We start from the raw sequence: 22,045 nt of genomic DNA, 5'->3' as shown, positions 1-22,045 counted from the left end.
TAGGCGGCGGTTCTCTTGCTGCCGCCCCATCATGCGGCACAGCGATTTCGACCAGCTTGAGCGGACCTTCGGCATCGTGATGCCCGAGGTGCTACTAAACCACCGCGCTGATCGGTTGATGCCGCGATGGACGCCCAGCCGCCGCTCGTGACCACGCCCAACGCGGGCATTCCCGCGTGGCTGGCCAACTAGATCGACCCGGCATTCGTTCAGATCCCGACCACGCCCAACAAGGCGGCGGTGATCCTCGGCGAAGCGAAGAAGGGCGACTGGACCATTATCACGGCGACCTTTCCGGTGATCGAAAGCACGGGCGAGGTGTCGAGCTACGGCGACTACAACGAGAACGGGTCTGTCTCGGCCAACGCCGACTTTGCACAACGGCAGTCGTATCACTACCAGACCGTGACGCAGTGGGGCGAGCGGCAACTCGAAATGAGTGCGCTTGCCGAGATCGATTACGTGGCGCGGGTGAATATCGCGTCGGCGATCGTGCTCGACAAGTTCCAGAACAACAGCTATCTCTACGGCGTGGCCGGCCTACAGAACTACTGATTGTTGAACGAACCACGCCTGTCGCCGTCGCTCACGCCGGGCGCGAAGGTGTTCAACGCCAACGCCTCAGGACCGTGGATCACCAACGGCGCGGTGACCGCCACCGCCAACGAGATCTACACGGACATCCAGACGCTCTTCAACGAGCTCGTCTTGCAGTCCGGCGGCCTGATCGAGATGGATGCGCGCATGACGCTGGCGATGGCGCCCTCGTTGAGCGTGGCGCTCACGACCACCAATATCTACAACGTGAACGTGACGGACATGCTGAAGAAGAACTTCCCGAACCTGAAGATCGAGACGGCGGTGCAGTATCAGAACGCGACCGGCGGCAATCTGCTGCAACTAATCGCCGAGAGCATCGAAGGACAGAAGACGGGGTATTGCGCGTTCACCGAGAAGATGCGCGCGCACGGCATCGTGCGCGAGACGAGCAGCTACAAGCAGAAAAAGTCGCAGGGCACGTGGGGGACGGTGATCTTCCAGCCGTTCGCGATTGCTTCGATGATGGGCGTTTGAGGGGGAACTGACATGACCACGCGCACATCACGCATGGGCGCGTCGCCCGAAACGCCGCCTGGCGTGTCAGTGTCACCCACGGCGGCGGTACCGCCGATCGCGCCGCTTGAGTCCAGCGAGACCGTGACGGTGGCGTGCCGCCTTCCGCAGGGCGTTCATCTGGACATCGTGAAGCACGGGGAGTTGCGCAAGCGCGTGACGCTGAACGGCGCAAATTCGCGTGATGCGGTCGCAGGCTTCGGCATCACGGAACACGTGCCGAAGGCGTTCTTCGAGCAGTGGCTAGCCGATCATCAGGAATCGCCCGCAGTGAAGAACGGCCTGATTTTCGCGCATAAGCGGAAGGCCTCGGTCGAGGCGCAGGCCGAAGACAACACCGATCTCAAGAGCGGACTGGATCCGATGAATCCGAAGAAGCCGGGCAAGGATCTTTTGCCGCTGTCAAAAGAATGAGGCAGGCGTGAACGATTCCGCGAACGAAGGCGTCATCAGCTTCGACTATGCGCGGTGGGCCGCACGCTATCCATCGCTCGCGGCCAACGTGTCCGAGCCGCTCGTGCAGGCGTATTTCGACGAGGCGCAGCTGTTCTGCGACAACACGCGCTGCAGCCCGGTGCGCATTCTCGCAATCCGCGCGGTCCTGCTCAATCTGCTAGTCGCCCACCTTGCGATGCTGAACACGCCAACTGGAACGACTTCTGCTCGGCGCGACCACGCAAACGCCGCTTATGCTGCGCGGGCGTCTGGCGCTCACGAGAGTTGCGTAACTCACGCGCTGGCGAATCTGATTATGCGCAAGCGATTGTTCTGCGTGTTGCTCGCCCTACTTGCGTTGGGTGCCTGCACCTTCGTCTATATCGAGGGTGGCCGCAATACCCTCTGCGATATCGGCGGGCATGGCGGCGACATCCAGCTACCCGAGCGCGCGAGCTGGGCGACCCCGCATCCGCACCTCTTTTCCCCGCAGCACTCATCACGACCCCAAGGTGTCCCATGAAAGCGAAGATCGACATTCTCGGCGACGCGCCGATCCGTGTCATCGTCGATCGCAACGCGGTGAGCGATACAGTGCTCGAAGCGGGCGCGACCGTCGCGTTCGACAGCGCGCGCGAAGGCGTCATCGAGTTGCGCGAGCTTGGTGATACCGACGATGGCGGTGACGCAGAAGAGCGCGAGCAACCATAGTCGGGCGCATCGGCGGTGACGACAGATACAGCGTCTCGCGCCCAAGGGCGATCGACGCAAAGTGATTAGATTTCAGAAATTTCTCACTATTACGCAATCTTCTGTTGTTTGATAATCCCGCGAAGTTTCGGCACTGCTAATCACTAGCCGATCTCAAATTTTTCACCCAAAACAATGAATAAAAACTGTCATCGGCTTGTGATGAGCAAGCTTCGGGGAATGCTGTGTGCAGTGGCCGAGTTCGCGTCCTCGCACAGTGGCGGCGAACGTGCCACGTCTGGCGCACCGGCCTATGAAGCGCGCGTGCCGCAGCTTCGGCTGATCGCCTTGGCGGCGATGTTGCTGCTGGGTTCGGCTTCGATGGTGGGCTATGCACAGATCGTCGCCGCGCCGGGATCGGGTGCTCAGGTTATTCAGACTCAGAATGGTCTGAATCAGGTGAATGTGGCAAGGCCGTCGAGTGCGGGCGTTTCAGTCAACACATTTTCACAGTTTGACGTCCAGCGACAGGGCGCGATTTTGAACAATTCGCCAACCATTGTTCAAACGCAGCAAGCGGGGTACATAAACGGCAATCCGAACCTTCAGCCCAATGGTTCGGCGCGCATCATCGTCAATCAGGTGATGAGCAATGCGCCCTCGCAGCTCAACGGATTTCTTGAGGTCGCCGGGCCTCGTACTGAGGTCGTCATTGCGAACGTCAACGGGCTGAGCGTGAACGGTGGCGGCTTCATCAATACGTCGCGTGCGATTTTGACCACCGGCACGCCGAACTATGGACCGAACGGCAGTCTCGCAGGGTTCACGGTGAATGGCGGCGCCATCGCGGTTCAAGGTGCGGGGCTGGACGCGAGCCAAGTGGACCAGGTTGATTTGCTGTCGAGAGCGATTCAGGTCAACGCGGCAACTTATGCTAAAAACCTGAACGTGGTCGCCGGCGCAAATAATGTGGACCACGATTCGTTGAGTGTGACACCGATTGCGGGCAATGGCGCAGCGCCAGCGCTCGCCATTGACGTGAGTCAATTGGGCGGAATGTACGCGAATCGAATCTGGCTTGCTTCGAGCGAATACGGTGTTGGAGTCAGTACGCGCGGGATACTTGCCTCGCAAGCCGGGGATCTGACGCTCACGTCGAATGGACAATTGATTCTGGCCGGTCAGACGAACGCGAGTGGTTCCATCAACGCCAGCGCGGCCCAAGGCATCGGCATGCAGGCGGCAGGGGACGTGGCGGACAAATTGGAGAAGGGCAATCCGTCGCTGTGGGGTCCGGATGGAGCGGGTCGCACGGCGCTGCACGGTGCGGTGGCGGCAGCGGGCGCGGCGATGGGCGGCGGTAATGTGGCGGGTGCGCTTGCGGGCACGGTTGCGGGCGATCTGGCATCGAGCGCGGTCAATGGCGCGATGGATGGCAAAGCGGGTGCGACGCTGGTGGGGAATATTGCGGCGGGCGCGGCGGGTGCGGCAGCGGGTGGCGCGATTGGTGGGGCCGGTGGCGCGATGAGTGGTGCGAATGGGGCGCTGGGGGCTGATATGTACAACCAGCAGGCGCACCCGGCCGAGCGCGATAAGAAGTCGAAGGATCTGGTGGCGCGGGTGTGCTCTGGAACCGGACCATGCAATGAAGCGACATTGAACGCCGCGATTCAGGCACAAAGCGCAAACTCGAACGCAGCAGCAGCGAATTTACAGACAATGGGAGCCTATGGAGCGCCAACGGCGGCGTTGGCGCTGATGGGGCCGGAAGCGGTTACTGCTGCGGTGTTGGCTGGCGGGCTTGACTACGCGGGTAACGCGTACAGTTACTACACGGGTTTGTCGAAGGATCAACCGAGTGTCACGAACTCATATATTGCTGGGGTGGTCGGCGGCCTGAGTTATCCGCTCGCGATCAGCGGTTCGGCGATTTCGGGAATGGGAACCGCTGGAAGAATCGCGGCCAATGGATATAACGCGGCGGTGGCGGGTGTGGGCGCGTTTGGTGCGGCTGGAATGACGGGCAGTAATCCAAACGGGGCAGCTGCAGCCGCCACGGTTGCGGCCGCGGCGGGTTCTGGTGCACAGATTATCTTTCCCGGAGCATTGGGAAATATCCTCAATCAGATGATTCAGGGTGCTGCCGGACCTGTCCAAAACGCTGTTCAGAATAGGTTCTCTGGAAAATGAACGCAAAAGAGTCATTAATCGTTCGTCGTTACCTTAAGGCATATCTGTCTCTGATAGGAATATTTGCCGCTTTTGCGGGTGTGTCGATGGCGCAAGGTGCTGGCTGGAGGCCTGCATTGGCCGGGATGCCGCTATACGTAATTCTCTTTGTGGGCATCACGTATCAGCTAGTAAAAGAAATCATGGCATTGAGAAAGCGAAGGCGCGAGGACCAAGACGACTGACAGCAATCCCAGCCTACGATCTGCGTTTGTTGCTTACGGGCGTGGTTCAAGCTGGCGTGATGACGAGCCTGCTGCGTTCGACCTGCTCTCTCACTTGCTGAACGGACTCAAAGCCTGCCTGTTCGAGCCATCGCCCAGCGAGCTTGAGCCTCGGGTAGAGCGGCAGCGGCGCGGTCAATGGGGCGATGGACGGCAAAGCGGGGGCGACGCTGGCGGGGAATATTGGGGCGGGCGCTGCGGGTGCGTCGGCGGGTGGCGCGATCGGTGGGACAGGCGGCGCGATGAGTGGCGCCAATGGGGCGTTGGGGGCTGACTTGTACGATCGACAACTTCACCGGATGAAAAGCAGAAGAACGGGTTCAATCAGCTCAATCCAACGTGGGGCGACACTGCATACGACGGTTTGAATCTTGTAGCGGCCGCATTGGCGTTGAAGGCTCCTGTCCCGCTGAAAATGGGTACGGCAGACGGGCTGAACCGCTCCGGTTCAATGTTTGATGTCACAGTGCCGCGCATTAACAACAACACGCTGATTCCCGTCACAGGCCAGGCTGCGCCTTACGGTACGACGCAAGCCATCCTGCTTTCCGGGGTTGACACAAAAGGCATAACGGTTATCAACGATGTCCGAAACGCTGGCGGCAAATAATGAACTGGAATCGACTTTAACGCGTGATGACGCCGTTGCCATGATCGATCTCGACGGCGTTGCCATAGCCGGGCATCGGCCCGGCGTGAGTCACGCGCCCGCCGGCCGCAGCGAGAATAGGCGTGCCCATCGGCGCGGCCATGTCGATGCCTGGATGGAAACTCAGGTGGTGCGTGAACGGGTCGAGACGATTGCCAAACAATGAACTGGTGCGCCCGAATGCAATCGGGCGGCGCCCGGGAAAGGCCTTCCACGCTGCCTCGTGCAAGGCCGCACCTTGTTCGAGTGCGTCAACGGTCGTCGAGATGCAGTCGAGTTCCGCGCGAGTGACTTGTGGAGTGGAATGCGCGCCGGCCGCCGAGCAGGGGCGGGGCGGTAGCTCGGGGCCGCCCATGGCACCGCCATAGGACGCGCGCGCTGACGCCGCCGTGCTGGTTGCGTTGGCGCGTGGCAATCGTGCGCGCAGCCGTTGATCGAAGGCGCTGAGGGTGTCGAGTTGCGTGGCGAGACGCTCGACGCGCGCATCCAGCGAGGCATTCGCGGCCTGCAGGCGCGCGAACTCGGCTGCCGTGTAGGGCGCGGCGGCAACGGCAGGACGCGCAGGTTCGCGATAAACACGCGGCGCCTCCGTACGGTGATGCCCCAGCGCAACTCCGACGGCCAACGCAAGCACGACTGCCGAGCAAGCTGTGCCGACGATGGTGCGCAGCGCGCCACGACGCATCACGATGTACAGATCGTTTTTCGAACGCGAGAGAACTGATTCCAACCTTACCTCCCACTAACCAATGCCATTATTGAGATGGTAGGGATGCCGCGGATCGGGGCCTATCGGACAATTCAGATAAATTTGGGATGAGTGCGCGTCGCAGTCGGCATTCTTCTCGGTGTCTCGGACTTTCCCTATACGCGGCGTCGATGGAAGATCCTACGATCGCATGCAGCGCATGTATTCGGACTGCGAACAGAAATGCGCACGAGGAGCGCCAGCCGAAAGGACTACGATGTCGATAGTTATGGCGTTTGAACCAATGAAGGATACCCGGACGTGAAGCGGCTGATCGTGTTGTGGAAGATAGTCAAGAACGATGGACGCGTGCTATGGCGCGCGCTTCGCCGGCCCGACCGGCCGCGGTGGTTGCTGCCCGCGACGGTGCTGCTGGCGCTCTATGCGCTCGCGCCTTTCAATATCGCCGTTCCGCTGGTGGGCATCGTGGACGACGGCGTGTTGGTGCCGCTTCTGTTGCACCTGATCGTGCAGTGCCTGCCCATGCGGTTCCGTGTTGCGCGGACCGGCTGATCCCGAATACATCCGCCACGCTGGCGTGCATGCACGCCAGCACACTCACGCTTTCCTGACGAACTCCGACTTCAGGCTCATCGCGCCGAAGCCGTCGATCTTGCAGTCGATATCGTGATCGCTGTCGACCAGGCGGATATTCTTCACCTTGGTGCCCATCTTGATGACGCCGCCCGAACCTTTCAGTTTTAGGTCTTTGATGACCGTGACCGTGTCGCCGTCCTGAAGAAGGTTTCCGGCGCTGTCGCGATAAACCCTGCCCTCCGGTTCCGCAGTCGCAGCGGCGCCCGACCATTCATGAGCGCAATCCGGGCATATGAAAAGGTTGCGATCCATATAGGTGAATTCGGAGTGACAGTTCGGGCAGGGAGGCAATGCGCTCATTCGTCGATGCTTAGGTGCGTTGAAAGGCCCGCAGTATAGCGCCGCCCGGCGCACGGGCCGGCAAGCCATCTCTTTATTGGTCGAACGGCGGGAGGCGCCCGCAATTTCTACGTCGGCATCGAATATCGGAAAAAGCGGCGCTATATCCGTCCATACATTCCGCCCTATGCAAACAATAAGAATGTTTTGCTTTCATGGATGCTTTTTCTGCCCCAACATGAAGTGGTTCGTAAAAGCACATGGAGCAAGACATGGAAAGCACTGCGGATTTGAAGCGCTACGAGTTGCTCATCAACGGCGAGTTCGTTCCTCCGAGCGGGGGCGATTACTCCACGAACCTCGATCCTGCGACGGAAAACCCCATCGCGCGCGTCGCACAAGGCACGTCGGCCGATGTCGATCGCGCCGTGCAGGCAGCGCGCGCCGCGCTCAAACCGTGGAATGCGATCCGCGCCGCCGAGCGGGGCCGCATCCTCATGAAGCTGGCCGAACTGCTGCGCGAAAATCAGGAGGAGCTCGCGGCGCTGGAAAGTCTCGACGCGGGCAAGCCCATCGCCGGCGTGCAACGTCAGGACGTGCCCGCTGCCATCGATACGCTCACGTACTATGCCGGCTGGTGCGACAAGATCAACGGCCAGGTCGTGCCCGCGCGCCCCGACGCGCTGACTTATACCGTGCGCGAGCCCGTCGGCGTGGTCGCGGCCATCGTGCCGTGGAATTTCCCGCTGATGATCGGCATGTGGAAGATCGCGCCCGCGCTCGCGTGCGGCTGCACGCTGATCGTGAAACCCGCGGAAATCACGCCGCTCTCCGCGCTGATGGTCGGACGGCTCGCGCTCGAAGCGGGCGTGCCGCCGGGCGTGCTCAACATCGTGACGGGAAAAGGCTCGGTCGTCGGCGATTCGCTCGTTGCGCATCCGGGCGTCGACAAGGTGACGTTCACCGGTTCGCCGTCCGTCGGGCGCGGCATCCTGCAGGGCGCGGCGGGCAACTTCAAACGCGTCACGCTGGAGCTCGGCGGCAAGTCCGCGAACGTGATTTTCGCGGACGCGAATATCGATAGCGCGGTGCGCGCGGCCGCGTCGGGTATCTTCTTCAACGCGGGCCAGGTCTGCTCTGCGGGCTCGCGCATTCTCGCGCAGCGCGCCGTCTACGATGAAGTCGTCGAGCGGCTCGCCGAGCGCGCGCAGACCATCAAGCTCGGCGATCCGTCCAAGCGCGAAACCAACATGGGGCCGGTCATCTCCGCCAAGCAGATGAAGAGCGTGCTCGACTACGTGGATATCGGCCGGGAAGAGGGCGCGTCGCTGGTAACGGGCGGGCGTCGGGTGGGCGAGCGCGGCTACTTCGTCGAGCCGACGGTGTTCGCGAACGTCGAGCACGAGATGCGCATCTCGCAGGAGGAAATCTTCGGGCCGGTCGCCAGCGTGATTCCCTTCGATGACGAAGCCGATGCGCTGCGCATCGCCAACGGCACCGCGTACAGCCTCGCGGCGGGCGTGTGGAGCGCCGATATCGGCCGCGTGCATCGCATGGCGGCGGAACTGAAGGCGGGCACGGTCTGGGTGAACACCTACGGCTTCACGGACGTGCGCCTGCCGTGGGGCGGCGGAGGCGATTCGGGATTCGGCCGCGAACATGGCGATGTCGCCATCGAGAACTTCACGGAGCCGAAGGCGGTCTGGGTCGCGCTTGCGCCTTGAGTTTCACGTTCGCCGCGGGCAACCGCGGCGAACCACAAACCGAACGAACAAACGCAAAAGGGCGGTCCGACTGATCGGACCGCCCTGATAGAACACGAAGTGAATATTAGGCGCGTGCCGTTTCCTCGTTGCGCGCCCGCCAAAGCCGAGCCCGCTGCGTGCTGTCTTCGTATTGAACCGTGTTTTGCCGGCATGCCTCGATCGTCGAATTCTTGCGCTCGACGATCGCCTGGCACAGAAACTCGGCGCTGTACGCCTTCAGCAGATGCGCGCAATGCGTTTCGATGTACTGCGCGATCTTGCCGTAGTCGCTGTCCGCCGAGGCAAGCGAGCGATACGTCTGCGTATCCCAACGGAACATCAGGTCGAGTTCTTCGAAAGCGGTATTGAACGCGCAGACTTGCGCCTGAACTTCGCGGTCATCGTTGTACGTTGCATGGATCATGATCGTCTCCTGTATGGCCGTGGGGCATGAAAACAGGATAGAAAAATCGATCCATATACGATAGTTAAACTTTTTTCGCTTATCTATTCGTTAATGCTTATGCATTCGGTTTGCCCGTGGTCGCGACGATCTGCGTGATCGCTTCGATCTGCGCCGCGCCTTCGTCGATAAGGAATTGCTTGAATGCGAGGGCCACGGGCGGCAGGCGTTTGTTATGCCGATGCACGACGAACCAGTTGAGCATCACGGGAAAACCCTCGATGTCCAGCACGGAGAGCTTGCCCACCTGCAACTCCATGCTGATCGTGTGCGCGGATAGAAAGCTCAGGCCCATGCCCGCGATCACCGCCTGCTTGATCGTCTCCGTGCTCGTGATTTCCATCGCCACGTTCAGATTACTGAGCCGACCGGCGAAACCCTCCTCCATCGAATTCCAGGTATCCGAGCCGCGCTCGCGGACGATGAACGGCTCGTCGGCGAGCGCTTCGAGCGGAATGTTCCGGCGCCCGACGAGCGGATGATCCGGCGGCGCCACGATCACGTACGGATGAGGCGCGAACGAAACGTTGACCGTATCCATGTCGCGCGGCGGACGCACCATCACGGCGAGATCGGTGAGATTGTCGGTCAGCTGATGGAGCAGTTCTTCACGATTGTGCACTGCAAGATTGAGCCGCACATCGGTATTGCGCTGCGTGAAGGCGGCGAGCAAGCGGGGAAAGAAGTAGTCGCCCGCGCTGATCACCGCGACGTTGAGCGTGCCGCCCGAAATGCCCTTGAGCCGCGCCATGGCGTCGTCGGCTTCGCGAAACTGCTCCAGGATCGCGCGGCTGTAATGAAGCATTTCATTCCCAGCAGGCGTCAGATAGATTTTTTTCCCTAATTGCTCAAATAAGGGCAAACCGGCATGCTCCTCCAACTGCTTCACCTGGGTCGAGACGGCAGGTTGCGTGAGGTAGAGCTCCTCCGCGGCACGGGAAAAGCTCAACCGCCGCGCGACGGTTTCGAAGATCTTCAACTGACGCAGGGTGGCATTACGCAGCACGGCGGTCCCTCATCCATTAACGATAGCTAATTTATACAATAACTTTTTCTAACTTTCCTTAATCGTTTTTCTCCCCCACGATGCTTTCACGTCCGGCCAGTTATGTAAGGCGGACGCATCGCCCCGCAGCACGAAGCCTGCAAAGGCCGCTAACCATCCGGACTTCATTGGGAATCGCTTGAAAATGATTCGTCGATCGCCTGACGCGGATGTATGCCCGATGTGCGAATCGATCGCCCAACTTCACTCACGCGGCATGCGCGACCTGCGCAATACCCGCGACCGGCGGCCTCACGCCCATGCCGCCTGGACCGAGCATTTCCCCTGACCGACCGCTCGCCGCCGACGCAAAAAGCGCCGGTGTTCTCGCAGCACATCAAGCGCCGAACGAGCGCTGAGACAGATAACGGAGACAGACATGGCAAGCGCAGACACGATTGTGTCCGGGCAATCGCACGGGCGTCATCACAATAGATGGTTCCAGTTGGTGATCGGCATCATATGCATGGGCCTAGTCGCCAACCTGCAGTACGCATGGACGCTATTCGTCGTACCGATGGATGCAAAGCACCATTGGGGTCAAGCGGCGATTCAGACCGCGTTCACCATTTTCATCGTCACGGAAACATGGCTCGTGCCCGTCGAGGGCTGGCTCGTCGACAAGTTCGGGCCGCGGCCGGTCGTCATCGGCGGCTCGATCTGCGCGGCGCTCGGCTGGATCATCGACGCACACGCGACGAGTCTCATCCATCTCTACATCGGCGCGGTCGTTGCGGGCATCGGCGCGGGCTGCGTGTACGGGACGTGCGTGGGCACGGCGCTCAAGTGGTTCCCGGACAAGCGCGGTCTCGCGGCCGGTCTGACTGCGGCCGGCTTCGGCGCGGGTGCGGCCGTCACCGTGATTCCGATCTCGAGGATGATCCAGAGCGCCGGCTACGAGCATGCATTCATGTTCTTCGGCATCCTGCAGGGCGTGTGCATCTTCGTGCTCGCGCTGATGCTGGTGCGCCCGAATCCGCCTGCGAGCATCGTGCCGGCCAAGCGCATCGTCGCGACCAAGATCGACTACACGACCGGACAGATGGTACGGGCGCCGCTCTTCTGGGTGCTGTATCTGATGTTCGTGTTCGTCGCGGCGGGCGGCGTGATCGCGACCGCGCAGTTCGGGCCGATCGCCAAGGAATACGGGTTCGCAAGCATGCCGGTGAGCATCCTCGGCGTGACGCTGCCGCTGCTCGCCATGACGCTGTCCATCGACAACCTGTGCAACGGCTTCACGCGTCCGCTGTGCGGCTTCATCTCGGACAAGATCGGCCGCGAGAACACGATGTTCATCATCTTTCTCGGCGAAGGCGTGGCGCTGCTCGGGCTGATGGAGTTCGGCCACAATCCGTATCTCTTCATGCTGTTCGCGGCGATGACGTTCCTCTGCTGGGGCGAAATCTTCTCGATCTTCCCCGCGACCTGCGCCGACACCTTCGGCAGCAAGTACGCCGCCGCCAACGCCGGCACGCTGTACACGGCGAAGGGCACGGCGTCGATGCTGGTGCCGCTCGCCTCGGTGCTGGCGTCGATCGGCTCGTGGAACGCGGTGTTCATCGCTACCGCGATCACGTCGATCGCGGCGGGCCTGTGCGCGAAGTTCATCCTCGCGCCGATGCGCAAACGCTGGATTGAGAACACGGTCGCGGAAACGTCGGCGGAGTCTTCGGTGAACGCGTCGTTCCAGTCGGGCTGGGACGCATCGCGCAACACGGTCCAGTAATCCGCGATGACGCAGCCGCCGAGCGTATCGCTGCATCAGTTGAGGTTGTTCGTCACGCTCGCGCGGCATCGCAGCTTCACGCGCGCGGGCGACGAATTCGGCATCACGCAATCGGCGGTCAGCCGCAGCATCCGCGAACTCGAAGATGAAATCGCGCTGCGGCTTTTCGATCGCACCACGCGCCAGGTCGCGCTCACCGACACCGGCCGCAAGCTGCTCGCGCGCATCGCGCCGCTCGTCGAGGAACTGGAGGCGACGCTGCGGCCGCGCGCGCAGGAGGGCGGCGAGCCGGGCGTCGTGAATCTCGCGAGCAGTTGCGGTCTGACGGCGAGCGTGCTGCCCGCGATGCTCGCTTCCTGCCGCGAGCGTCTGCCGGATACCACCGTCGTCGTGATGGACCGGCCGCAGAACGCCGTGCTGCAACTGGTGCGTTCGGGCGAGGCGGAACTGGGCGTGGTCATCGTGCCCGAGCATCTCGACGAACTCGCCGCCGAACCTCTTTTCTCCGATGGCCTCGCGGCGGTCGTCGGCGCGTCGCACCGGCTGAGCGGCGCGTCGAGCATCGACTGGCAGCAATTGCGCGGCACACCGCTCCTTCTTCTCGACGACGACACCGGCAGCCTCAACGCCATCGAAGCCGCGCTCGCGCTGCACGGCGTGACCGGCGCGGTGCGTCAAAGGCTCACGCAGCCGGCGGCCGTGGCGCGCATGGCCGAAGCCGGCCTGGGCGTCGGCGTCCTGCCGATGCACGCGCGCGCCGCCTGCGACAGCGCGCAGACCCGCTTCATCCCGCTCGCGCCCGACGCGTCGCGCACCATCGTGCTCGTGCGCCGCAAGGGCCGCGCCTTGCGCGCGAGCGCGGCGAACGTCTGGTCACACTTCATCGCGTCGTCGTCGCATACTCTCATCGTGAGTCAGGCTGTCGAAGCCTGAGCGGCGCGCTTTCCCATTCGCCTTGCCAACCTGCGGCGCACATTCGCGCATGCGGGTTTTCGCTCGTCCGCAAACGCACGATTCGCCTTGTTCTTGCTCAATACGGAATGTAGTATCTTGTATATCAGAAGGCTATAAGGCTACAACCCTCAGGAGACGAACCATGAAAATCTGCGTGTACGGCGCCGGCGCGATCGGCGGCTATATGGGTGCGCAACTGGCGCGCGCCGGTGCGGACGTCAGTTTCGTCGCGCGCGGGCCGCATCTGGCGGCGATGCAGGCGAACGGCGTCAAGCTTCGGATCGATGGCGAGGAGCACACCGTCAAGGTGCGCTGCACGAATAATCCCGCCGAACTCGGTCCGCAGGATTTCGTGATCATTGCGCTCAAGGCGCATTCGATTCCGGGCGTCGTCGACCTGATTCCGCCGCTGCTCGGGCCGGAAACCGCGATCGTGACCGCGGTCAACGGCCTGCCGTACTGGTACTTCTACAAGCACGGCGGCGAGCTCGAGAACACGAAATTGCAGAGCGTCGATCCGGGCGGCCGCCAGTGGGACGTGTTCGGGCCGGAAAGGGCGATCGGCTGCGTGCTGCTGCCGGCGGCCGAGATCGCGGAGCCGGGCGTCATCGAGCATCACTACGGCAAGAAATTCCCCATCGGCGAGCCGAGCGGCGAAATCACGCCGCGTCTCCAGGCGCTGCACGACCTGATGGCGAAAGCCGACATGGAAGCGCCGATGCGCGACAACATCCGCGATGAAATCTGGCTCAAGCTCTGGGGCAACCTCTGCTTCAACCCGATCAGCGCGCTGACCGGCGCGACGCTGGACGTGCTGACGAGCGATCCGGGCACGCGCGCTCTGTCCAAGGCGATGATGCTGGAGGCGAAGGCCATCGGCGACAAGATCGGCGTGAATTTCCGCGTCGACGTGGAGCGGCGCATCAACGGCGCGGGCGCGGTCGGTGCTCACAAGACGTCGATGCTGATGGACTGCGAAGCCGGACGCCCGATGGAAATCGATCCGCTGATGACGGTGGTGCAGGAAATCGGCCGCCTCGTTCACGTTGAAACGCCCATGCTTGATGCGGTTCTCGCATTGATCAAGCTGCGCGAGGGCGTGAATCAGGGTACGGCGAAGGCGTTGCCGCTCCCGCAATCGCAAAAAGCGGCCTAAACTGCAGACGAAGGCACCAGCGTTGTTTCTGATATACAAGATGCAAAATATCTTGCGTGCTGTTGCGATGCAGCATATACTGAGGGCTCTTGAGTGATTTAACCGGAGCCTGAAATGAGCATCGCCCTGTTGGTTGTCGTCGGATTCGCGCTGGTTGCCGTTGGTGTGGGTGTTACGTTTATGATTGCGTCGTCGGTGCCGCAGAGCATGCTGCAGCGCGCACAGGATCACGGTCGCTTCGCCGGTCTCGCGGCGGAGGATCAGAACGGCGGTTCGGGCAAGCGTGTCAACGCAGGCCGTCCGCACTTGGGAAATCAAGCCATCAATGCCATCTGATACTCAATCCGTAGAACGGCCGGAAGTTCGCACGTCGGGGCTCACGCTTTCGCTGGAACCGATCAACGCCACGGTTTCGCTGCGCGACCAGGCGTACGCGAAGCTGCGGCAGGCAATCGCCGAGGCGGACATCTACCGCTCGCGGGAAGAGATCCGTCTCGACGAGAAAGAGCTGACCGAAGCGCTCGGCGTCTCGCGTACGCCGATCCGCGAAGCCATGACGCTGCTGGAGCAGGAGGGTTTCCTGCGCACCGTGCCGCGCCGCGGCGTGTATATCTTGCGCAAGACCAAGCGCGAGATCGTGGAGATGATCCACATGTGGGCGGCGCTGGAGAGCATGGCGGCGCGGCTCGCGACGCAGCGCGCATCGGACGAGGAAATCGCCCAGTTGCGCCACATGTTCGACAATTTCCGCGATTCGACGCCCGCCGAGCATATCGACGAGTACTCGGATGCGAATATCGCGTTCCACTCCGCGATCGTGCGGCTGGCGAAGTCGGAAATCATCTTCGAGACGATCAAGAACATCTTCGTCCACGTGCGCGCCATTCGTAAGATGACGATCTCGCAGAGCGACCGTGCGTCGCGCTCGATCGTCGATCACATGCGCATCATCGAGGCGCTGGAAAAGCGCGACACGGAACTGGTCGAGCGGCTCGTCAAGCAGCATTCGCTGGATCTCGCCGCGTTTGTCGAAGCGAACTGCGACTTTCTGGATTGAGTTTGGGCTGACGCGCCAAAGCGTCGGAAGAAATGCGAAAGGGCCGCGCGGCGACTGCCGGGCGGCCCTTTTTTCTTGCTGACGATCGGCGCATTCGATGCGGCGATCGAGCACGGCGTTAGTCGTGCGCGCAGTCGAGCTGCGTGGTTTGCATCGGCATCTGCGAGCCTTTGTCGTCGGTTTGCTGCGTGAGCGAGGTGCTGCCGTCGGGCTTAAGCGAGAACGAAGCGCCGCGCTGCGGCGTCGTGCCCGTCAGCGTCCCCCCCGACAAGCTCTGCGGGGCTTGCGTGCCGTGAGTCTGGCAGCGGACCGCGTTCTTGGGCGGCGCAGGCGGATTCTTCAGGTTCGCGGCGGCGCTGCCTTCGAAACGGGAAGGGGCGGAAGGATCGCTGAAGGACGGAGAAAGCGACTGGGCCATCGCCTGCTCGAAACAGACGGCGAGCGACAGCGCCGCAATAGCGAGGTGGAAGAAACGCATCATGAGCGACATTCAATAAGACTGAGAACCTCGCAGTCTAAGAGATGCCTCTCTGCAAACTGTTGAAAAGTGTGACGCGGGGCGGCCGCCCATGCCGCCCCGCCTGATCGCGCGATTACCGGTTCATCGCGCGCACCATCGTTTCGCCGAGCGCGGCCGGCGAATCGGCGACGTGAATCCCCGCCGACTTCATCGCGTCGATCTTCGCCGATGCCGTGCCGGAGCCGCCCGAGATGATCGCGCCCGCGTGACCCATGCGGCGTCCCGGCGGCGCTGTCGTTCCCGCGATGAAGCCGACCACCGGCTTCTTCGTCTTCGCGTCCTTCAGGAACTGCGCCGCGTCTTCCTCCGCCGAACCGCCGATTTCACCGATCATGATGATGCCTTCGGTCGCGTCGTCCTCCAGGAAAAGCGCGAGGCAGTCGATGAAGTTCGTGCCGTTCACCGGATCGCCGCCGATGCCGACGCACGTCGTCTGCCCGAGCCCGGCCGCGGTCGTCTGCGCGACGGCCTCGTACGTGAGCGTGCCCGAGCGCGATACGACGCCGATTTTCCCCGGCTTGTGAATGTGGCCCGGCATGATGCCGATCTTGCATTGCCCCGGCGTGATGACGCCCGGACAGTTCGGCCCCACGAGCCGGCTTTGCGAGCCGCTCAACGCGCGCTTCACGCGCAGCATGTCGAGCACCGGAATGCCTTCCGTGATGCAGACGATGAACGGCACTTCCGCGTCGATGGCTTCGAGAATCGCATCGGCGGCGAAGGGCGGCGGCACGTAGATCACGGAAGCGTCCGCGCCGGTTTTCGCGACCGCATCGGCGACGGTGTCGAACACGGGCAGGTCGAGATGCGTCGTGCCGCCCTTGCCCGGCGTCACGCCGCCGACCATGCGCGTGCCATACGCGATCGCCTGTTCCGAGTGAAACGTGCCCTGCGCGCCGGTAAAGCCCTGGCAAATCACTTTCGTGTCTTGATTGATCAGCACGCTCATTTGGCGGTTCCTCCTTGGGCGACGGCCGTGACGATCTTGTCGGCGGCATCGGCGAGGTTTTCGGCGGGGATGATGGCGAGGCCGGACGCGCGCAGAATCTCGCGGCCCGCATCGACGTTCGTGCCGGCGAGGCGCACGACGAGCGGCACGCGCAGATCGACCTCGCGCGCCGCCGCGACGACGCCTTGCGCGATCACGTCGCAGCGCATGATGCCGCCGAAGATGTTGACGAGAATCCCTTGCACTTTCGGATCGCGCAGGATCAGCTTGAACGCGGTCGCGACGCGCTCCTGCGTTGCGCCGCCGCCGACGTCGAGAAAGTTCGCGGGTTCGCCGCCATAGAGCTTGATGATGTCCATCGTGGCCATTGCGAGGCCCGCGCCGTTCACCATGCAGCCGATGTTGCCGTCGAGCTTCACATAATTGAGGCCGTGTTTCGCCGCTTCGATTTCGGCGGGATCTTCCTCGTCTTCGTCGCGCAGCTTTTCGATATCGGGATGGCGATAGAGCGCGTTGTCGTCGAAATTGAGCTTGGCGTCGAGCGCCATCACGTCGCCGGAACCGGTCACGACGAGCGGATTCACCTCGACGATCGACGCGTCCAGATCGACGAAGGCCTGATACAGCGCCGTGATGAACTTCGACGCCGCCTTCACCTGATTGCCGGTGAGCCCGAGTCCGAACGCGATCTGACGCGTGTGAAAGGGCTGTAGCCCCGTGGCCGGATCGATCGCGACCTTCAGAATTTTCTCCGGCGTGTGATGCGCGACTTCCTCGATTTCCATGCCGCCTTCGGTCGACGCCATGATCGTGATGCGCGACGTGGCGCGATCGACCAGCATGCCGAGATACAGCTCGCGCGCGATATCGCAGCCTTCCTCGATATAGAGACGCTTGACTTCCTTGCCGGCCGGTCCGGTCTGCTTCGTCACGAGCACCGATGCGAGCATTTTCTGCGCGTTGTCGCGCACGTCATCGACCGATTTCACGACGCGCACGCCGCCTTTACCGTCCGGATCGTTGGCGAAGCGCCCCGCGCCGCGGCCGCCCGCGTGGATCTGCGACTTGACGACCCAGACCGGGCCGCCCAGCGCGCTGGCCGCGTCGGCGGCCTCCGTCGCAGAAAAGGCGACGCGGCCCTCCGGAACCGCGACGCCGTACTTTCGCAGCAGCGCCTTCGCCTGATATTCGTGGATGTTCATTGCGTCTCCTATTTCCTCTAGTGGGATGGGCGCGACCACAAAAAAACGCGTCTCGGTGGCGCGCTGAAATACTGTATATCAGATTTCAAGACGGTCAAATACATTTCGCGTGGATGCGCCGGAGGAACACAGTTTTGCTGCGTTGCAGTGTCGAAAAATTGGAAATCGAAGCGGGGCGGGCGAATCAGCCAGTCGTGCGGCGCATCACAGGGTTTTCGCCGAGTGGGATACAGTTGACTAATACTGTGTGTGGAATATTGTATATCACATCGACCGCGACGAAGCGCGACGTCCGCGGGATGCACACCACCCAGTCGAGGAGGAGGCAACAATGTCCGAAGTCGTCGGCCGCCGCCCTGAAGCCGCCCCAGCCACCACCACCGCGGAAGACACGCTGAAAGCGAAAACCCGCGGCGCGGGCGTCATCTCGGGCGGTCATCTGGTCGCTCGTGCTTTGAAGAACGAAGGCGTCGATACTATTTTCACGCTGTGCGGCGGCCACATCATCGATATCTATGACGGCTGTGTGGACGAAGGCATCCGCATTATCGACGTGCGTCACGATCGCGAAGACAGGCAAGAGCGCGGTCATCAACATCTGGGTCGATCCGACCGTCTACGCGCCCGGCACGATGGCGCAGACGATGTACAAATAAACGTGAACTTATAAACGTCGTAAGAGATTGGGAGACAAGTCATGACGGTAAACACATCTGGCAAGGCGCTGGACGGCGTGCGCATCCTGGATTTCACGCACGTTCAGTCCGGCCCGACCTGCACGCAGCTGCTCGCGTGGTTCGGGGCGGACGTGATCAAGGTGGAGCGCGCGGGCGCGGGCGACATCACGCGGGAACAACTGCGTGACATTCCCGACGCAGACAGCCTCTACTTCACGATGCTCAACCACAACAAGCGTTCGATCACCATCGATACGAAGAATCCCGAAGGCAAGAAGGTGCTCGAAACGCTCGTCAAGAAGTGCGACGTGCTCGTCGAGAACTTCGCGCCGGGTGCGCTGGATCGCATGGGCTTTACGTGGGAGCGCATCCAGGAGCTGAATCCGCGGATGATTGTCGCGTCGGTGAAAGGCTTCGGGCCGGGACCGTACGAAGACTGCAAGGTCTACGAAAACGTCGCGCAATGCGCGGGCGGCGCGGCCTCGACGACCGGTTTCGACGACGGTCCGCCGACCGTGAGCGGCGCGCAGATCGGCGATTCGGGCACCGGCCTGCATCTCGCGCTCGGCATCGTCACGGCGCTGTATCAGCGCAACACGAGCGGACGCGGCCAGAAAGTGCTCGCCGCAATGCAGGACGGCGTGCTCAATCTGTGCCGCGTGAAGCTGCGCGATCAGCAGCGGCTCGAACGCACCGGCGTGATGAAGGAATATCCGCAGTACCCGAACGGCACGTTCGGCGAGGCGGTGCCGCGCGCTGGCAACGCATCGGGCGGCGGCCAGCCGGGCTGGATTCTCAAGTGCAAGGGCTGGGAAACCGATCCGAACGCGTACATCTACTTCATCACGCAGGCGCCGGTGTGGGGCGAAATCTGCAAGGTGATCGGCAAGGAGGAGTGGATCGACCATCCGGACTACAAGACGCCGAACGCGCGTCTGCCGCACCTGAAACAGATTTTCGATGAAATCGAGCGCTGGACGATGTCGAAGACCAAGTTCCAGGCAATGGAAATCCTCAACAAGCACGACATTCCGTGCGGCCCGATCCTCTCGATGAAGGAAATCGCCGAAGAGCCGTCGCTGCGCAAGACCGGCACGGTGGTGGAAGTGGATCACCCGGTGCGCGGCAAGTACCTCACGGTCGGCAACCCGATCAAGCTGTCCGACAGCCCCACCGAAGTCGTGCGCTCGCCGCTGCTCGGCGAACACACCGATGAAGTCATGGCCGAACTCGGCTACACGCCCGACCAGGTCGCCACATTGAAGAGTCTCGGCGCGATCTGACTCTGACGCTCTGAACGCTTGACCGCCGCCGCCTCGAACGAGGCGGCGCGGGCCCCTGCACGCCTAAATACACGGAGATTCGCCAAAATGAACAACACGGTTGTCCAGGAACGCAGCGAAGCCGCCAATTCATCCGCGCAGTCGGCGCAAGTCGTGCCGCTGCATGCGCCCGACGCGAAACGCCGCGTCGCCGAAGTGTTCGATCGCGTGAAGGCCGAAGGCCGCACGTCGCTCACCGCGCCCGAAGGCAAGCTGGTTTGCGATGCATACGGCATCGCGGTGCCGCAGGAAGGCGTCGCGAAATCGGCGGACGATGCCGCGAAGCTCGCATCGTTCATCGGCTATCCGGTGGTGCTCAAGATCGTCTCGCCGGAAATCCTCCACAAGACGGAAGCGGGCGGCGTGCTCGTCGGCGTAAAGAGCGAAGACGACGTCCGCGCGGGCTTCGATACGATCATCTCGAACGCGAAGAAGTACGACCCGAACGCGACGCTCGTCGGCGTGCAGGTACAGCAGATGGTCGGCGCGGGCCAGGAAGTGATCATCGGCGCGGTGACGGACCCGTCGTTCGGCAAGCTGATCGCGTTCGGTCTCGGCGGCGTGCTCGTCGAAGTGCTGAAGGACGTGACCTTCAGGCTCGCGCCCGTGACGCGCGACGAAGCCGCTTCGATGCTCGACGGCATCCAGGCCGCCGAGGTGCTGCGCGGCGTGCGCGGCGCGGAACCGGTGCATCGCGAGGCGCTCATCACGCTGATCGAACGCGTGTCGCGTCTCGTGGACGACTTCCCGCAAATCTCCGAGATGGACCTGAACCCGGTCTTTGCGAGCCCGAGCGGCGCGGTGGCCGCGGACGTGCGCATCGTGATGGATTTCGCGCCGGCGGAGCCGCGTTATCGCCCGACGCAGGAGCAGATCGTCACGCAGATGAACCGCATCATGAAGCCCGATGCGGTCGCGGTGATCGGCGCGTCGAACGAGGATGGCAAGATCGGCAACTCGGTGATGAAGAACCTCATCAACGGCGGCTATCAGGGCGCGATCTATCCGATCCACCCGAAAGCCGACGAGATCATGGGCCGCAAGGCGTACAAGAGCGTGAAGGACGTGCCCGGCGTGATCGACGTGGCCGTGTTCGCGATTCCGGCAAAGTTCGTGGCTCACGCGCTCGTGGAAGTGGGCGAGAAGAAGATTCCGGGCGCGGTGCTGATTCCTTCCGGTTTCGCGGAAACGGGCAATCACGAAGGCCAGGACGAGATCGTCAAGATCGCGCGCCAGTACGACATCCGCATGATGGGTCCGAACATCTACGGCTTCTATTACACGCCGAAGAACCTCTGCGCGACCTTCTGCACGCCGTACGACGTGAAGGGCAAGGCGGCGCTCTCGTCGCAGTCGGGCGGCATCGGCATGGCGATCATCGGCTTCTCGCGCTCGGCGAAGATGGGCGTGTCCGCAATCGTGGGTCTCGGCAACAAGAGCGATATCGATGAAGACGATCTGCTCACGTTTTTCGAGCAGGACGACAACACGGAGATCATCGCGCAGCACTGCGAGGATCTGAAGGACGGCCGTGCGTTCGCGGAAGCGGCGAAGCGCGTGTCGAAGAAGAAGCCGGTCGTCGTGCTGAAGGCGGGCCGCACGAGTCTCGGCGCGCGCGCGGCGAGCTCGCACACGGGCGCGCTCGCGGGCAACGACAAGATCTACGAAGACGTGTTCCAGCAGTGCGGCGTGATCCGCGCGCGCTCGCTGCGCGATCTGCTCGAATTTGCGCGCGGCATTCCGAAGCTGCCGACGCCCAAGGGCGAGAACGTCGTCATCATCACGGGCGCGGGCGGCTCGGGCGTGCTGCTGTCGGATGCCTGCGTGGACAACGGCCTCTCGCTCATGACGATGCCCGACGATCTCGACGCCGCGTTCCGCAAGTTCATCCCGCCGTTCGGCGCGGCGGGCAATCCGGTCGATATCACGGGCGGCGAGCCGCCGAGCACGTACAAGAACACGATCCGCCTGGGGCTGGAGGACGATCGCATCCATTCGATCATCCTCGGTTACTGGCACACGATCATCACGCCGCCGATGGTCTTCGCGAAGCTCGTCGTCGAAGTGAAGGAGGAGATGAAGGCGCTCGGCATCGAGAAGCCGATCGTGGCCTCGCTCGCCGGCGACGTGCAGGTGGAGGAAGCGGCCGAATACCTGTACGAGCACGGCGTGCCGGCCTACGCGTATTCGACCGAATTGCCCGTCGCGGTGCTCGGTGCGAAATATAAGTGGGCGCGCGGCGCGGGTCAGATTTAAGGAGGAGGG

Annotated in this window: 21 protein-coding genes and 3 pseudogenes; 16 read left to right on the top strand and 8 right to left on the bottom strand. The window is 62.4% G+C overall.

Translation table 11 applies throughout. From position 1 onward, the window contains the following. The first annotated feature begins 192 nt into the window (after positions 1–192). The 5 genes and pseudogenes from AWB70_RS39810 to AWB70_RS39780 all read left to right on the top strand — a co-directional run. Positions 193–1,074: pseudogene (locus AWB70_RS39810) on the top strand (major capsid family protein). Positions 1,075–1,086: 12 nt separating this feature from the next. Next, complete coding sequence (locus AWB70_RS23410) at positions 1,087–1,527, top strand: hypothetical protein (RefSeq protein ID WP_060854202.1); 441 nt, start codon at positions 1,087–1,089, stop codon at positions 1,525–1,527. Positions 1,528–1,534: 7 nt separating this feature from the next. Continuing rightward, positions 1,535–2,071, top strand: coding sequence for a DUF4054 domain-containing protein (locus AWB70_RS23405; protein ID WP_053569364.1), 537 nt, complete (start codon positions 1,535–1,537; stop codon positions 2,069–2,071). Further along, on the top strand, positions 2,068–2,259 hold the full coding sequence (locus AWB70_RS23400) for a hypothetical protein (protein WP_053569363.1): 192 nt from the start codon (positions 2,068–2,070) through the stop codon (positions 2,257–2,259). The genes AWB70_RS23405 and AWB70_RS23400 overlap by 4 nt, the downstream gene beginning before the upstream one ends. 174 nt (positions 2,260–2,433) lie before the next feature. Further along, a pseudogene (locus AWB70_RS39780) lies at positions 2,434–3,459 on the top strand (two-partner secretion domain-containing protein); the annotation flags it as partial. A gap of 1,239 nt (positions 3,460–4,698) precedes the next feature. Here the strand turns inward: AWB70_RS39780 and AWB70_RS39350 are convergent. Continuing rightward, positions 4,699–4,830, bottom strand: coding sequence for a SymE family type I addiction module toxin (locus AWB70_RS39350; protein ID WP_235024334.1), 132 nt, complete (start codon positions 4,828–4,830; stop codon positions 4,699–4,701). 225 nt (positions 4,831–5,055) lie between these two features. Here AWB70_RS39350 and AWB70_RS38420 point away from each other — a divergent pair, with 225 nt between their 5' ends. Next, positions 5,056–5,301: a hypothetical protein gene (locus AWB70_RS38420; RefSeq protein ID WP_143281693.1), complete on the top strand. Its 246-nt coding sequence runs from the start codon at positions 5,056–5,058 to the stop codon at positions 5,299–5,301. Between the two features lie 16 nt (positions 5,302–5,317). Here AWB70_RS38420 and AWB70_RS23380 read toward each other — a convergent pair whose 3' ends face one another. Further along, a complete protein-coding gene (locus tag AWB70_RS23380) occupies positions 5,318–6,070 on the bottom strand; it encodes a M23 family metallopeptidase (protein WP_235024333.1) in 753 nt (250 codons plus the stop codon). Positions 6,071–6,349: 279 nt separating this feature from the next. On the opposite strand from AWB70_RS23380, the gene AWB70_RS23375 reads away from it, so the two are divergent. After that, positions 6,350–6,601, top strand: a complete 252-nt coding sequence (locus AWB70_RS23375; protein WP_053569360.1) for a YkvA family protein — start codon at positions 6,350–6,352, stop codon at positions 6,599–6,601. Between the two features lie 45 nt (positions 6,602–6,646). Here the strand turns inward: AWB70_RS23375 and AWB70_RS23370 are convergent, their stop codons facing one another. Next, the gene (locus tag AWB70_RS23370) at positions 6,647–6,985 is read right to left on the bottom strand and encodes a zinc ribbon domain-containing protein YjdM (RefSeq protein ID WP_053569359.1); all 339 of its coding nucleotides are present in this window, start codon (positions 6,983–6,985) and stop codon (positions 6,647–6,649) included. A gap of 251 nt (positions 6,986–7,236) precedes the next feature. On the opposite strand from AWB70_RS23370, the gene AWB70_RS23365 reads away from it, so the two are divergent. Beyond that, a complete protein-coding gene (locus tag AWB70_RS23365; protein ID WP_053569358.1) occupies positions 7,237–8,688 on the top strand; it encodes an aldehyde dehydrogenase family protein in 1,452 nt (483 codons plus the stop codon). A 106-nt stretch (positions 8,689–8,794) separates the two neighbouring features. Here the strand turns inward: AWB70_RS23365 and AWB70_RS23360 are convergent, their stop codons facing one another. Together AWB70_RS23360 and AWB70_RS23355 are read right to left on the bottom strand one after the other, a co-directional pair. Beyond that, positions 8,795–9,133, bottom strand: a complete 339-nt coding sequence (locus AWB70_RS23360) for a hypothetical protein (RefSeq protein WP_041731862.1) — start codon at positions 9,131–9,133, stop codon at positions 8,795–8,797. Positions 9,134–9,230: 97 nt separating this feature from the next. Then, positions 9,231–10,175 (bottom strand): LysR family transcriptional regulator, encoded by a 945-nt coding sequence (locus tag AWB70_RS23355; RefSeq protein ID WP_014251291.1) that lies wholly within the window; start codon positions 10,173–10,175, stop codon positions 9,231–9,233. Between the two features lie 421 nt (positions 10,176–10,596). Between AWB70_RS23355 and oxlT the strand changes: the two genes are divergently transcribed. From oxlT to AWB70_RS23335, 5 genes are all read left to right on the top strand, one after another. After that, on the top strand, positions 10,597–11,943 hold the full coding sequence (oxlT, locus tag AWB70_RS23350) for an oxalate/formate MFS antiporter (protein ID WP_014251290.1): 1,347 nt from the start codon (positions 10,597–10,599) through the stop codon (positions 11,941–11,943). 6 nt (positions 11,944–11,949) lie between these two features. Continuing rightward, on the top strand, positions 11,950–12,876 hold the full coding sequence (locus tag AWB70_RS23345; RefSeq protein WP_053569357.1) for a LysR family transcriptional regulator: 927 nt from the start codon (positions 11,950–11,952) through the stop codon (positions 12,874–12,876). Positions 12,877–13,039: 163 nt separating this feature from the next. Continuing rightward, positions 13,040–14,053: a 2-dehydropantoate 2-reductase gene (locus AWB70_RS23340; RefSeq protein WP_014251288.1), complete on the top strand. Its 1,014-nt coding sequence runs from the start codon at positions 13,040–13,042 to the stop codon at positions 14,051–14,053. A 114-nt stretch (positions 14,054–14,167) separates the two neighbouring features. Then, positions 14,168–14,389, top strand: a complete 222-nt coding sequence (locus tag AWB70_RS38415; protein WP_053569356.1) for a hypothetical protein — start codon at positions 14,168–14,170, stop codon at positions 14,387–14,389. Further along, the gene (locus AWB70_RS23335; RefSeq protein ID WP_014251287.1) at positions 14,379–15,110 is read left to right on the top strand and encodes a GntR family transcriptional regulator; all 732 of its coding nucleotides are present in this window, start codon (positions 14,379–14,381) and stop codon (positions 15,108–15,110) included. Before AWB70_RS38415 ends, AWB70_RS23335 begins: the two co-directional genes overlap by 11 nt. 118 nt (positions 15,111–15,228) lie before the next feature. On the opposite strand, the gene AWB70_RS23330 is transcribed toward AWB70_RS23335, so the two are convergent. From AWB70_RS23330 to sucC, 3 genes are all read right to left on the bottom strand, one after another. Beyond that, positions 15,229–15,591: a hypothetical protein gene (locus AWB70_RS23330; RefSeq protein ID WP_143281692.1), complete on the bottom strand. Its 363-nt coding sequence runs from the start codon at positions 15,589–15,591 to the stop codon at positions 15,229–15,231. Between the two features lie 112 nt (positions 15,592–15,703). Continuing rightward, positions 15,704–16,579 (bottom strand): succinate--CoA ligase subunit alpha, encoded by an 876-nt coding sequence (gene sucD / locus AWB70_RS23325; protein ID WP_053569354.1) that lies wholly within the window; start codon positions 16,577–16,579, stop codon positions 15,704–15,706. Next, positions 16,576–17,781: an ADP-forming succinate--CoA ligase subunit beta gene (gene sucC / locus AWB70_RS23320; RefSeq protein ID WP_045455014.1), complete on the bottom strand. Its 1,206-nt coding sequence runs from the start codon at positions 17,779–17,781 to the stop codon at positions 16,576–16,578. Before sucC ends, sucD begins: the two co-directional genes overlap by 4 nt. A 331-nt stretch (positions 17,782–18,112) precedes the next feature. On the opposite strand from sucC, the pseudogene AWB70_RS39075 reads away from it, so the two are divergent. The 3 genes and pseudogenes from AWB70_RS39075 to AWB70_RS23305 all read left to right on the top strand — a co-directional run. Further along, positions 18,113–18,349, top strand: a pseudogene (locus tag AWB70_RS39075) (thiamine pyrophosphate-binding protein); the annotation flags it as partial. A 129-nt stretch (positions 18,350–18,478) separates the two neighbouring features. After that, positions 18,479–19,741, top strand: a complete 1,263-nt coding sequence (gene frc, locus AWB70_RS23310) for a formyl-CoA transferase (RefSeq protein WP_053569352.1) — start codon at positions 18,479–18,481, stop codon at positions 19,739–19,741. 87 nt (positions 19,742–19,828) lie between these two features. Further along, complete coding sequence (locus AWB70_RS23305) at positions 19,829–22,036, top strand: acetate--CoA ligase family protein (protein WP_235024332.1); 2,208 nt, start codon at positions 19,829–19,831, stop codon at positions 22,034–22,036. The last annotated feature ends 9 nt before the right edge of the window (positions 22,037–22,045 follow it).

The organism is Caballeronia cordobensis, from assembly GCF_001544575.2.
Lineage (GTDB): Bacteria > Pseudomonadota > Gammaproteobacteria > Burkholderiales > Burkholderiaceae > Caballeronia > Caballeronia cordobensis.
The sequence above is the reverse complement of the archived record's forward strand: the minus strand, read 5'-3'. Positions and strand labels throughout refer to the sequence as shown.